Consider the following 12,229-nt stretch of genomic DNA (forward strand, 5'->3'; position numbering starts at 1 on the left):
GCCGTTCATGCGAAAGGAGGACGGAAACCCATGTATCGAGCAGCTGCCGCGCAAGCGGCGCGCCTGTCGTCGAAAGCGCGCGGAGCCGCGAAGCGCGCGCAAACGACGCGCCGCGAACGCGCCCTGCGTTCTCCGGCGGAGAAAACCACAGCCGGCGACGTGTTCGTGCTTTCCGTCCCGCTGTTCGTGGAACTGTTCATGCAAATTATGATCGGGAACATCAACCAATTTATGCTGGCGCCGCTGGGAACCGAGCCGGCCGCCGCGGTGGGAAACGCGCTGCAGATCCTCAACATCGTGACCATCGCGCTGTCGGCCATGGGCACGGCTTCCACCGTGCTCGTGACCCGCGTGCTGGGGAAATCGTCGGCGACCAGCAAGGTGTCGGAGATCGCCACTGTGGCCCTCGTGGTGAACGTAGCGCTCGCGGCGGCCATGACCGCGGTGCTGTTCCTCTTTTGGCCGCAGTTCTTCTCCTGGCTGCACATCGACGGGTCCATCACGGGAATGGCGTCGTCGTTCCTGCTGATCGTCGGCTCCACCACGGTGGTGCAAGGCGCGTTCTTCGCGTTCACGGCTTTGCTGCGCAGCTACGCGCGCGGCGCCGACGTGATGCGCGCCAGCCTGGCGATGAACGCGGTGAACATCGCAGCCAGCGCCGTGCTCATCGGCGGCGTCGCGTTCGTCCCGGCGTTCGGGGTGGAAGGCGCGGCGGTAGCGAACGTGGTGGCGCGCGTCGCAGGCCTCGCGGTGGCATGCCGCCTCGTGCTGCGCCATACCGATGTGCGCATGCGCCTGGCGTACCTGCGCCCGTTCCCCTGGAAGACGCTTCGGCGCATGCTGGGCGTGGGCATCCCCTCGTCGGGCGAGCAGATGAACTACGACCTCGCACAGATCGTCATCCTGTCGTTCATCAACGTGCTGGGCACCACGGTGGTCACCGTGAAGGTGTACTGCTCGATGATCGCGGGCATCGCCTACCTGTATTCCATCGCGTTGTCGCAGGCGACGCAGATCGTGCTGGGGTATCTGTTCGGCGCGGGCAAGTTCGATGCGGTCGCGCGGCGCGTGTGGGTGGCCGATCTCATCGCCGTGGCGCTGACCACCTGCGTGTCCACGCTCATCTGGATCAACGCCGACGCGGTGTTCGGCCTGTTCACCGCCGATCCGATGGTGCACGAGCTGGGTCGCCAGGTGCTGCTTGTGGAGATATTCCTGGGTATCGGGCGTGCGCTCAACATCGTGATGGTAAAGGCGCTCATCGCGGTGGGCGACGTGAAGACCCCGGTGACGGTGAACGTCATCTCGTCGTGGATATTCGCGGTGGCAGGCGGCTATGCGCTGGGAATCGGCTTAGGCTGGGGCATCGTGGGCATGTGGGTGGCCATGTGCGTGGACGAGTGGCTGCGCGCCGGGTTCCTGCTGGTAACGTTCGCACGCGGAGGATGGCGGCGGCGCGCTCAGGAGCGGCGGCCCGAGCCTCGGCTCGAAACGCCTCCGGATGCCGTGGAGACTCCGGCCGTGTCGTACGCGAAGCCGTCGATGTTCGTGTTGAAGAAGCCCAGCGCAACGGGCCGTCCGAAAGAACCGGGCGCCGTCAGCCTGTCGGCGATTATGGGGCTGGCGCTGGCCGACGACGGGGGCTTGACGCATGGGATCGTTCAGGCCGTCATCGATGCCTTGACGGCACTGTGGTAGGCGGCGGAAAGCTTTCCGCCGGCTGAATCGGTCAGCCCTCGAAATCTTCCGGGGCGAGACCTTCGAGAAACTTTTTGAACTCGGACAGTTCGGCTTCGCTCGCTTCCGGTTCCGTCCGCCTCAGCACATAGGGGAACGAAGCACGCTCCAGCACATCCTCCTCGATATAGATGGGAGCTTTCTGCCGCACGGCCAGCGCCAACGCGTCGCTCGGGCGCGCGTCGAGGTCGATGAGGCGGTCGTGCTGGCGCAGCGTGAGCCGCGCGAAGAACGTCGCACCCTGCACGTCGTTGATGACCACGTGGTCGATCTGCGCGTCGAGGTTCGTCAGCGCGTCGAGGAACAGGTCGTGCGTCATCGGCCGCGAGAACCGCGCTTTTTCCAGCGCGATGCCCATTTGCGTCGCTTCGTTCACGCCCACCCAGATGGGGATGATGCGCGACTTTCCTTCTTGGACGATCTCCTCTACCGGTTGCAGCACGATGATGGACGGCGACGGCGCCGCCGAGACGATCAGCGTTTGAACGGTAACGGGAATCATCGGCACTCCTCCTCGGGTTTCTTGCGTCGCGTCGCGCGCGGCCGGCCTACCGATTATAGCGCTTCGGCAGGGTCGCCGGTCGCATCGCCGTGGCGTTTCGGTTTCAAGATACGGACGGTCGTGTTTTCACGCGAGCCTTCAGCAGCTGCTCCATGCTTCGGTACGCGGGCGATTTTGCTCCTTGAGCGTGATGAGGCAAAGAGGGATTGCCTTCGCATCTTCGCTTGCGAGGGGAACCATCCGGCTGCGGGGAAGCGTCTCGCCAAGCGGGGCGATGTTCACCATGAAGCACACCGCGTGCTTGACGTAGAACTGGCGCGGCGCGTCAAACGCGAGCGGTTCGACAATCGGCGATTTCAGCCCGTCTTCGCGGTACATGACCAAGATGGATTCGTTGAAATGGTCGAACGTGCGCGAAGATATCACGCGGTAGGGCTCCAGCTGTTCGAGGGATACGGCGTTTTGGCGGGCCAGAGGGTGATTCGCAGCCATGCAGATTCCTGCGGGAACTGTTCCCATGGGGAAGCAATCGAAGCCGGGGCGGTCGAGCGGCCCTATGGTGATGAGCGCATCGCATGACCCCGCGCGAAGGGCGTCAAGGCCGGCTTCTCCTGTTCCGATGGATGTTTCGGTTCGGGCGTTCAGGTGCTTGTCGAAGAACGCAGCCATATTAGCGCGGGCTTTCGCGTTGTTGCAGAACGCCGGTGCGACGAGGAACAGCCGGAGTTTGACGGGTTTTTCGTCACAGGACTCGCTTATCAGCTCCAACTCTCGAAACGACGAATCGACTTCGGCGGCCTTTTCCAGGAACGCCTCGCCGAGGGGCGTGAGTTCGATGCCTTGATGGCTGCGATCGAACAAGTTCTCTCCGAATTCGAATTCGAGGTCTGCCATCGACTTCGACACTGCCTGCACGGAAATGCCGTGCTCGCGAGCGGCCGAGGACAGGCTGCCGCGATTCGCGACGCTGACGAAGTACTTGATCTGTTTGATGTTCAATGAAGCGTTCCTCTTCCGATGCCAAGCTCGGTGCTTGGTCTTAGCGTACCATGCATCGGAATGCGCACCCGAGTGCACGGCTCTCGAGTTGGAAAAAACGCTGCCGTTACCGGATATTCAAAAACTGGTAAGAAATATTCAAAAAGTGCTTGACCGAACTTAGTGATTCGACGTATAGTGATCAGGCACTTTTTTTGGGCCCGTAGCTCAGTTGGTTAGAGCGCACGCCTGATAAGCGTGAGGTCGCTGGTTCAAATCCATTCGGGCCCACCATTTTTTGCAATAAACGCTCCACCGTGAGCCGAGTTAGCCGGTGGAGCGTTTATTAATTTCTAGACGCGGTTTTATGCAGTTCGCGACTAGCCAAAGAATGTGCAACTTGGGGCATTAGCTCAGCTGGGAGAGCGCGGGCTTTGCAAGCCTGAGGTCAGGGGTTCGATCCCCCTATGCTCCACCATACGTTATTCATCCGAACCCCCGCCGAGAGGCAGGGGTTCGTTGCTTCTGGTCATGATCGGTTGAGAGCCCTGCCGCGCGCGTTCAACTCTCAGATAACACTGTGCGTACCCGGTCGGAGAACTCCGTCGCCCGGTTCCGACTCGCGAACTTATGAGCTCGCTGTCGAAGGGACTTCTCTTTACCGAAGATGTTTCACGTGAAACATTTGTTCGTTTATCATGAGTCATTGTGACAAGTGTTTCACGTGAAACACAGCCTCCCGCGGTTTCGCGCTGCGCTCTTTTCCCACGTGCATTCTGTGAGCGCAAGCCGGAAACATCGCGATCGTGCAGGTGGCATGGTAGAATCCTGCTTCGGATACCAACCGCGAAACCGGCACATGGGGAGCTATGAATCGAACGGAAGCACTGCGCATTTTAGGACTGGACGATGATGCCACGCCCGAAGATGTGAAAACCGCCTACAAGGAAACGGTGCAGATCCTGCATCCCGACCGGTTCGCCAGCAACAAGAAGCTCCAAGATCGCGCGACTGAGCAGTTCAAGAACCTCCAAGAAGCATACGACTACCTGACCAGCGGAAAAGGCTCGCGCACCTCCGCTCGCGATCCGCGCGCCGCTGCCGAGCGCGCCCGCAGCTACACGTCGTCCAACCAGGTTGAGGCGCGCATGGCCGGCGTAGCCGCCGCACGCACGCAGCTGGTTAAGCAGCGCGATGTGGCGCTTGACGAGCGTCGTAACGGCATTGCCATGACCGCTATCGGCGGCATCGTGGCGCTGATAGCCGGCCGCCGGCCGTTCGGCCTGTTCGGTATCGTTGCCGCCATTGCAAGTGCCGCCGCTGTGTGGGGCATCGTGCAGGTCGTGTCGTCCCAGAGAACCATCGCCACGCTCAACGAACATATCGCCGAGCTCAACAAGGAAGAGCGCCGCCTCGCCGAGGAGTTGGACGACGTGTAGCCGCCGTACTTCGCCGGCGGTCGTCTCTCCTTATCGTCCCGATCGCCCGGCAGCGCCTGCCTTGTCGCGCGAAACGTGCGGAATTCAAGCGGAAAACGCACGTTTCGGGCGACAATCGTCCTCTGCGGGAGCGGTACCCGCCGCAGGCCCCATCGCAAGGATCATCGCCGCGCCGATTTAGGCATGGCTTGAATAGAAAGAAGAAGAAAGGCATGAAGCAAGAGAACATCCGCAACGTCGCCATTATCGCGCACGTTGACCACGGCAAGACCACCATCGTCGACCGCCTGCTGTACGCCAGCGGCGTGTTCCGCGAGAACCAGCAGGTTGACGAGCGCGTGCTGGACAGCAACGACCAGGAGCGCGAGCGCGGCATTACCATCCTGTCCAAGAACATCTCGGTCGTGTACAACGACGTGAAGATCAACGTCATCGACACGCCGGGCCACGCCGACTTCGGCGGCGAGGTGGAGCGCGTGCTGAACATGGCCGACGGCGCCCTGCTCATCGTGGACGCGTTCGAAGGCCCCATGCCGCAGACCCGTTTCGTGCTGCGCCACGCGCTTGAACAGGGCCTGCGCATCATCCTAGTGGTGAACAAGATCGACCGTCCGGGCGCGCGCCCCAACGAAGTGGTGGACGAGGTGTTCGACCTCATGGTGGAGCTCGAAGCATCCGACGCGCAGCTGGACTTCCCCGTCGTCTACGCCAGTGCCATGAACGGCTACGCCCGTTTCGCGCCCGACGACGACAACATGGACATGATCCCGCTGCTGGAAACCATCCTCAAGGAGATCCCGGCTCCCGACTGCGAGCCGAACGGCCCGGTGGCGCTGCAGATCTGCACCGTCGACCATTCCAGCTTCGTCGGCCGCATCGGCGTGGGGCGCCTGTTCTCCGGCACCATCCATAAAGGCGAGCCCTCGCTGGTCATCAAGAACGACGGCACGCGCTACAACACCAACATCAAGCAGGTGTTCACGTTCGAGGCGCTGGGCAAGAAGGAGCAGCAGGAGGTGCACGCCGGCGACATCGTGGCCGTGGTGGGCGTGGAAGACGCTGACATCGGCGACATGGTGACCAGTCGCGAGAACCCCGTGCGCTTCGATCCCATCCAAGTGGAAGAGCCCACGATGGCCATCGTGTTCGAGGCATCGTCCAGCCCGCTCGTCGGCCGCGAGGGCGACATCGTGGGAGCGCGCCAGCTCAAGGAGCGCCTGATGCGCGAGAAGGAGAGCAACATCTCCATGCGCATCGAGGAGCTTGAGGACAAGTCGGGCGTTGAGGTTGCCGGCCGCGGCCTGCTGCACCTGTCGGTTCTCATGGAGACGATGCGCCGCGAAGGATTCGAGTTCCAGGTAGGTCGCCCGCGCGTGCTCATCAAGAAGGACGAGTCCGGCCGCAAGCTGGAACCCATCGAGGAGGCCACGGTGGACGTGCCCAGCGAGTACGCAGGCAAGGCCATCGAGGTGTTCGGCAGCGCCGGCGGCGAGATGTCCGACATGTACCAGCGCGGCGACCAGACGCACCTCGTGTTCAAGATTCCGTCGCGCGGCACGATGGGATTGCGCACCCGTCTGCTGAACGTCACGCGTGGCGAAGCCACGATGTTCCATCATTTCTCCGAGTACGGCCCGTATCGCGGCGAGATGAACGGGCGCAAGAACGGCTCGATGATCTCCATGTCCACCGAGAAGAGCGTCGCGTACGCTCTGGATGCGCTGCAGGAGCGCGGCCGCCTGTTCGTGGGTCCCGGCCAGGAATGCTACGAAGGCATGATCGTGGGCGAGTCGTCGAAGGAAGGCGACATGGTGGTCAACATCGCCAAGTCGAAGCAGTTGGGCAACCAGCGTTCGTCGGGCGCCGACAAGGCTATCTCGCTCACGCCGCCCATCACGTTCACGCTGGAAGAGGCGTTGGAGTACATCGAGGATGACGAGCTGGTGGAAGTCACCCCGCAGAACATCCGCCTACGCAAGCGGATGCTGTCGGCCACCGATCGCAAGAAGGCTGCCAAGAAATAATCTATCACTATGTAAGAATGCGCCCTGATCAGGGCGCATTCTTACAAGAGGGAAATAAGGCTTCAGCTCGCGCGAACAGGCGGGTATATCCCTAAACCTGGCGTGGGGACTGTGAATCGATAATGGGTATATTGTGCAACGCAAGAACCCGTTTTATCGCGTGTGCGAGAATACAGCGCAGTACTTATCTCATGGGCGATCCAGTAGGCGGTGCGATGGCGAAGCCCATGTTCGAGGGAAGGGTCATATGAAGAAAACGTACATCATGAAGACCGTGTGCGCGGTCGGTTTGACGGCGGCATGCGCATGGGGTCTGGCCGGATGCTCGAGCGATGACAACGCTTCGTCGGGCACCGGCGGTGTGGCGGGCACGGTCAACGGTGTGGAAATCGCCGAAGACACCATCACCAACTACATCCAGGGCGTGCGCGAGCAGCTGGGTGCTGACGATGAAGATTCGTGGGGCACATGGCTTTCTCAGAACGATTACACCCCTGCTTCCGTGCGTGAAGAAGTGTTCAATTCCTACGCCCAGCGTGAGTTGCTGAAGGAAGGCGTCGAGGAGAAGGGCATCACCGTCGAGAGCTCCGAGATTGACGAGCAGATCGACAAGGTGAAGGCGAACTACGACACCGACGAGAAGTGGCAGGCCGCGCTCGATCAGGCGGGAATGACCGAAGATAGCTATCGCGCTGAAATAGAGCAGAAGCTCAAGGAGAACAAGCTGTACGCATCGTTCGCCTCCGACGAAGATCCCAGCGACGCTGACATGCTGCAGTACGCCCAGATGTACGCGACCGCGTACGACGGTTCCAAGCGTTCCTCTCATATCCTGTTCAATTCCGATGATGAAGCAACTGCTCAGGAAGTGCTCGACAAGCTCAACTCCGGCGAGCTTGACTTCGTCGATGCGGTGAAGGAATACTCGCAGGATCCGGGTTCTGTCGAGCGCGATGGCGATGTGGGTTGGAACAACCCCAGCAACCTGGCGAAAGAGTACAAGGACGGCCTCGAGCCGCTTGAGAAAGGCCAGTTGAGCGGTCTCGTTACCACACAGTTCGGCATCCATATCATCAAGTGCACCGATGTGTACAAGGCTCCTGAAGAAGTGACGAGCCTCGATCAGATCCCGGAAGAGTGGATATCCGTCATCGCTTCGTCGCTGAAGTCCACGAAGCAGCAGGAAGCCTACAAGAAGTGGCTTGACGAAACCACCGAGGCTGCCGACATCAAGATCAACGACATGCCTCAGGGTCTTCCCTATGATGTCGATATGTCCAAGTATCCTGCGCCGAACGCCGATAGCGGCGCAACCGACGGAACTCAGGAAGGTTCGAAGGACGGTGCCGAAGGCGGTGAGGCTGCCGACGGTGCTTCTGCCGACGGTACCGACGCTCCCGCTTCCGAGGATCAGGCCGCGACCGATGGCGCCGATTCCTCCGAGGGCAATGCCGATGCCGCCGCGGGCGACAACGCCTCCGAGCAGCCTGCGGAAGCCGCCTAAGCTTCGGGAAGGTTGGTTCATCTGAGTTCGACACGGCGGGCGTCCTTCGGGACCCCGCCGTTTCGTTTCTGGCGTGGCTGCGAGTTTGTTTGTTTGACGGCTCACCGGGTTGCTTGCCAGCCTCGGTTGCTTGTGGATCGCCCGTCCCGACCGGATGTTTCACGTGAAACATCCGCGGCCCCTTAGGAGAACCATGGATATCCAAACGCCTCCCTTCCTCGAACTGCACAACGCGGTCGTGCAGCGTGCGGGCGCGCCTATTCTGACGGTCGACTCGTTTCGACTGGAGGAAGGCGAGCATCTTGCGTTGCTGGGTCCGAACGGGTCGGGAAAATCTACGTTTGTAAAGCTGATCACGCGCGAGATGCTTCCCTTGCACCGGGAAGTGCCGCCGGTTCGGTTTCGCGGCAGCGAGCGTGCGACCCTTGCGGACGTGAAGCGGAGCTTGGGCGTCGTCTCGTCGACGATGCAGGATCAGATTTCCGTACATCTGCCTACGGTGGACGTGGTGGCCGGAGGGTTGTACGGAATGCTGGGCGTCCCGGCGCGGGTCGACGCCCAGCACTTGCACGAAGCCCGTGAGCGAGCTCGTGAGGTTATGGAGCTGCTGGGTGTTGACGAGTTGGCGGCACGCGACATCATGACGCTGTCCACCGGCCAGGCGCGACGAGTGCTCATAGCTCGTGCGCTCGTGCACGACCCCGAAGTTCTTGTGTTCGACGAGCCGTGCACCGGACTTGATCCCGAAGGTATGTATTACGTTCGGTCGAGTATGCGCACGCTTGCGAAAGCGGGAAAGGGAATCGTGCTGGTCACGCACTATCCCGAGGATATTATCCCCGAGATCAAGCGCGTCGTGCTATTGAAAAACGGTACGGTGTTCGCCGACGGGTCGAAAGGCCGGCTCTTGACGGATGGCGTGATGAGCGAGCTGTTCGACGTTCCTTTGCACGTGCAGCGCATGATCGCCGGACGTTCCACGGAGCCGGCCACGCATACTTCTCATTCCGCCGCATCCCCCACGACGTCTCCGCGATCAGCCGTACCGCATAGCACGCTTCCGCGATCCGTTGTTGACGCTGCGTCGACATCTTCTATACCCTGCGCGTCGAGTGCGAAATCCGCCTCGCCCTGTGTGCAAGCAGACGAAAATTTCGATGATGCTCGTGAAGAGGAATATTTCTCGCTTGTGAGTGCGTATTAGCTGTTGTATACTACGTAGCTGCTGCATGACCGCGCAACGCGCGAGCATGCTCGACCAATAAGCGGAGAGATGACCGAGCTGGCCGAAGGTGCACGATTGGAAATCGTGTGTGCTCCAAAAGAGTACCTAGGGTTCGAATCCCTATCTCTCCGCCAGATTACTCCCGCGCCCCCGAGGCGCGTTTCATACGGGGTTTTGCCCCGATCATACGCGGAAGGGTGGCAGAGCGGCTGAATGCGGCGGTCTCGAAAACCGTTTCACCGGCGACCCCGGTGACCAGGGTTCAAATCCCTGCCCTTCCGCCAGTTTCATCAAACAAGCGCCTTCGGGCGCTTTTTTGTTTGATAGGGGCGCCTTGATGGTAAACCGACTGAGTATTATTCTCGAATAATGCAAATAAGGTCATTCAACTGGAAAGATAATTATTCAGTGAATATTTGTGGGTAATCGACCTCTGGCGTGCGGCGAGTTCTATAGTTGCCCGAGAGAGACAGAAATAAGAGAGAAGGACCCTCCATGAACCAGGCATCCCAGACCCTCGCGCAGCTCAAGAAGGCCAGCAAGCTCGTCCGCCTCGCCTTTCACAAGAACGGCCCGAAAAGCTACAAGCGCGGCCAGGGCGCGCTGCTGAACGCGCTCGTCGACAACGACGGCACCACTCAGCGCGAGCTGGTGAAGATTCTCGGTCTCAACCGCAGCGAGCTCAAGGATATCGTGAAGAAGGCCGAGCGCAACGGCTACGTCACCATCGAGGACGCCGAAGGCGAGCGTACCTACGCCGTGAAGCTCACCGACGAGGGTCGCGAGGTCGCTCAAAAGCGCGTCGCCGCGAACGACAAGACGGCTGACGACATCATCGGATGCCTGTCTGAGGAGGAGATCGCCCAGCTGAACGCCATCACCGAGAAGCTCATCCTCTCGATGAAGGACAAGGGCATCAATGGCAAGAAGAAGGGTCGCAAAGCCCACGAGTGCTGCTGCCGCTAAATATCGCAGACGGGTTTAATCGCCGCGCATATGCGCCATCGTCCGAGCCCCCGGCTTCTCCCGAAGCCGGGGGCTCGTCCATGCAAGCCGCCCCAGCCTGCGAAGTCCACGCCTTCCGCAGCGCCCGCGCGGTTCTGACGGTCGGTAGCCGTCGCGCCGACATCGGCGCGGCTCAGCTCAGAGCTCGGCGGGGAGCGGTCGTGTCGGTTGCGGTTCAACGGCGGATCCCATCCCCCTGCGTTCCGTTCTGTCCGATGTTTCACGTGAAACATTTGTGCTGGCGAGCCGAACGCTACGGTCGAGAAGGTTTGGCACGGGTAGCAGCAATCGAAAGTCGCGTCAGCAGCAAATAGGGCGGCCCGTGCAAGTTTTTCGACTTCGTGGCATAAGCCATCATTCACGACCAGGGGTTTTGTCCTCGACGCTTCGCAACGCCCAGTCGCTCCTTCCCGATGCCGACGCAAAACGCCTGGTGAGAAAACCGGTGCTTGCAAACGGTTTGCCACGAAGTCGAAAAACTTGCAGAACCAGCCCGAAAACCAGCGCTGGCGAAACGTTTGCAGCCGCGTGACGCTCGATCTCGGCGCCGACGAAGTTGAGCGGACGCGCCTCTTGCGTCCCGCGTGCGCATCGTGCTTGCAGGTTCGCGCGGCCAAATTCTGCAGATACGCCGAAATAGCTTGGGGCGCGAGGCGAAGCTGCGGCTGCAAGCTCTACACTGGTTGGCAACGAAGTACCTCTTTTGAAAGGACAAGGCTATGGCCGATCGCGAAGTTGAGAGCTCTGACGTGGAAGTTCCCGAGATCCCCGAGATTCTGGAGAAAGTGCTCCTGTTCTCGCTCGATGAAGCCAAGGAAAAGATGACGCAGGGTTCCGACGTTGTGCCGTTCACGGCACTGGTGGTGAAGGAGAACCTGTTCATCGAGAACCATCCTGCCGACTCGGCCGAGGAATGCTTCAACCTGGCTCGTCATACGGTGGAGCATGCTCGCGGCGCCGCGGCGTACGCGCTGTGCTACGACGGCTACATCGAAATCGACGACGGCGTGAAGGACGCGCTCATCGCCGAGGGCGGCGTACCGGGCGAAGATACCGGCTACGCGGTGAGCTACCTCTACGAAATGGACGAAGAGGGCAACGTGACGTTCGAGGAAGAGCCTGCCTATGTGGGCGAGGCGCCGAACTTCATGATCGCGCTGAACGACGCCGATTCGTACGCCGAAGAGGATATCGACGAGAAGTACCTCGAAGAGGATGCGGTGGACGACGAGGAGTAGCCTCGCCCATCCGAACGAATGTTTCACGTGAAACATTCGCACAAACGCAAGTTTCTCCGAATCGGCCGCATCCTGCAAAGGTGCGGCCGATTCGCATGTGCGGCTTCTTCGGCCGCCAGGGACGCCGCCTCAGCTTTCGGGGACGCCGCCTCAGCTTTCGGGGACGCCGCTTCAGCTGTCGGGGGCGCTACCTCACCTGGCGGGGATGCTACCTCACCTGGCGGGGGCGCTGTCTCGGGTGTCGGGAGACCGCCGGCGTTTCGCGTCCGCGAAGCGCCAAATGGTTTCCACTGCGGCGAAAGCGCCGCCCGCTGCAGCTGCGCGTGCAGCTGCAGCGGGGTTTTCCACAACCCGCGACCATCCCATCGTCGCTTGTGTCGCAAGCTCCCCACCTGCGTCGTTGGTCTTCACCGCGCTGATTCAGATCGTCGACTCTCCCGCAGCGTTGGATTCGCGCTGGAAAAGATGGCAAACGGCGGGTAATCCGCGTTGGAAAACGTGGCAAGAAACGTGGAATCCGCGTGAGATCGGTGTGAGAAACGGGCAAGGTTGAGGAGGCTGCGCGCTGGATCTGCGC

At 60.9% G+C, this 12,229-nt stretch carries 9 protein-coding genes and 4 tRNA genes; 11 read left to right on the top strand and 2 right to left on the bottom strand.

Translation table 11 applies throughout. The features are described 5' to 3' along the window. Positions 1 to 30 precede the first annotated feature (30 nt). Positions 31 to 1,698 carry an MATE family efflux transporter gene (locus ACMO6A_RS02700; RefSeq protein WP_009305592.1) on the top strand — a complete coding sequence of 556 codons (1,668 nt, stop codon included), beginning with the start codon at positions 31 to 33 and terminating at the stop codon, positions 1,696 to 1,698. A gap of 31 nt (positions 1,699 to 1,729) precedes the next feature. Here ACMO6A_RS02700 and ACMO6A_RS02705 read toward each other — a convergent pair whose 3' ends face one another. Both ACMO6A_RS02705 and ACMO6A_RS02710 read right to left on the bottom strand, forming a co-directional pair. Next, a complete protein-coding gene (locus ACMO6A_RS02705) occupies positions 1,730 to 2,239 on the bottom strand; it encodes a bifunctional nuclease family protein (RefSeq protein WP_009608949.1) in 510 nt (169 codons plus the stop codon). A gap of 138 nt (positions 2,240 to 2,377) precedes the next feature. Beyond that, a complete protein-coding gene (locus tag ACMO6A_RS02710) occupies positions 2,378 to 3,238 on the bottom strand; it encodes a LysR family transcriptional regulator (RefSeq protein ID WP_009608933.1) in 861 nt (286 codons plus the stop codon). A gap of 196 nt (positions 3,239 to 3,434) precedes the next feature. On the opposite strand from ACMO6A_RS02710, the gene ACMO6A_RS02715 reads away from it, so the two are divergent. From ACMO6A_RS02715 to ACMO6A_RS02760, 10 genes are all read left to right on the top strand, one after another. Beyond that, positions 3,435 to 3,511, top strand: a tRNA-Ile gene (locus tag ACMO6A_RS02715). 108 nt (positions 3,512 to 3,619) lie between these two features. Continuing rightward, positions 3,620 to 3,695, top strand: a tRNA-Ala gene (locus ACMO6A_RS02720). Between the two features lie 391 nt (positions 3,696 to 4,086). After that, positions 4,087 to 4,656, top strand: coding sequence for a J domain-containing protein (locus tag ACMO6A_RS02725; RefSeq protein WP_009305595.1), 570 nt, complete (start codon positions 4,087 to 4,089; stop codon positions 4,654 to 4,656). 212 nt (positions 4,657 to 4,868) lie between these two features. Continuing rightward, positions 4,869 to 6,680 (top strand): translational GTPase TypA, encoded by a 1,812-nt coding sequence (gene typA / locus ACMO6A_RS02730; RefSeq protein ID WP_009305596.1) that lies wholly within the window; start codon positions 4,869 to 4,871, stop codon positions 6,678 to 6,680. Positions 6,681 to 6,927: 247 nt separating this feature from the next. Next, entirely contained in the window at positions 6,928 to 8,184 is a 1,257-nt protein-coding gene (locus ACMO6A_RS02735; protein WP_009305597.1) for a peptidylprolyl isomerase, read from the top strand. A 109-nt stretch (positions 8,185 to 8,293) separates the two neighbouring features. Continuing rightward, positions 8,294 to 9,388, top strand: a complete 1,095-nt coding sequence (locus tag ACMO6A_RS02740) for an ABC transporter ATP-binding protein (protein WP_227101151.1) — start codon at positions 8,294 to 8,296, stop codon at positions 9,386 to 9,388. Between the two features lie 63 nt (positions 9,389 to 9,451). After that, positions 9,452 to 9,543, top strand: a tRNA-Ser gene (locus ACMO6A_RS02745). 57 nt (positions 9,544 to 9,600) lie between these two features. Further along, a tRNA-Ser gene (locus ACMO6A_RS02750) sits at positions 9,601 to 9,693 on the top strand. Positions 9,694 to 9,904: 211 nt separating this feature from the next. Further along, a complete protein-coding gene (locus ACMO6A_RS02755) occupies positions 9,905 to 10,375 on the top strand; it encodes a MarR family winged helix-turn-helix transcriptional regulator (RefSeq protein WP_009305599.1) in 471 nt (156 codons plus the stop codon). Between the two features lie 758 nt (positions 10,376 to 11,133). After that, positions 11,134 to 11,652 (top strand): hypothetical protein, encoded by a 519-nt coding sequence (locus ACMO6A_RS02760; RefSeq protein ID WP_009305600.1) that lies wholly within the window; start codon positions 11,134 to 11,136, stop codon positions 11,650 to 11,652. Positions 11,653 to 12,229 lie beyond the last annotated feature (577 nt).

The organism is Eggerthella sp. (assembly GCF_048329335.1).
Lineage (GTDB): Bacteria > Actinomycetota > Coriobacteriia > Coriobacteriales > Eggerthellaceae > Eggerthella > Eggerthella lenta.

Coding starts and splice junctions, on each gene's coding strand:
- ACMO6A_RS02700 (WP_009305592.1), top strand. CDS start 31: ATGTATCGAGCAGCTGCCGCGCAAGCGGCGCGCCTGTCGTCGAAAGCG.
- ACMO6A_RS02705 (WP_009608949.1), bottom strand. CDS start 2,239: ATGATTCCCGTTACCGTTCAAACGCTGATCGTCTCGGCGGCGCCGTCG.
- ACMO6A_RS02725 (WP_009305595.1), top strand. CDS start 4,087: ATGAATCGAACGGAAGCACTGCGCATTTTAGGACTGGACGATGATGCC.
- typA (WP_009305596.1), top strand. CDS start 4,869: ATGAAGCAAGAGAACATCCGCAACGTCGCCATTATCGCGCACGTTGAC.
- ACMO6A_RS02735 (WP_009305597.1), top strand. CDS start 6,928: ATGAAGAAAACGTACATCATGAAGACCGTGTGCGCGGTCGGTTTGACG.
- ACMO6A_RS02755 (WP_009305599.1), top strand. CDS start 9,905: ATGAACCAGGCATCCCAGACCCTCGCGCAGCTCAAGAAGGCCAGCAAG.
- ACMO6A_RS02760 (WP_009305600.1), top strand. CDS start 11,134: ATGGCCGATCGCGAAGTTGAGAGCTCTGACGTGGAAGTTCCCGAGATC.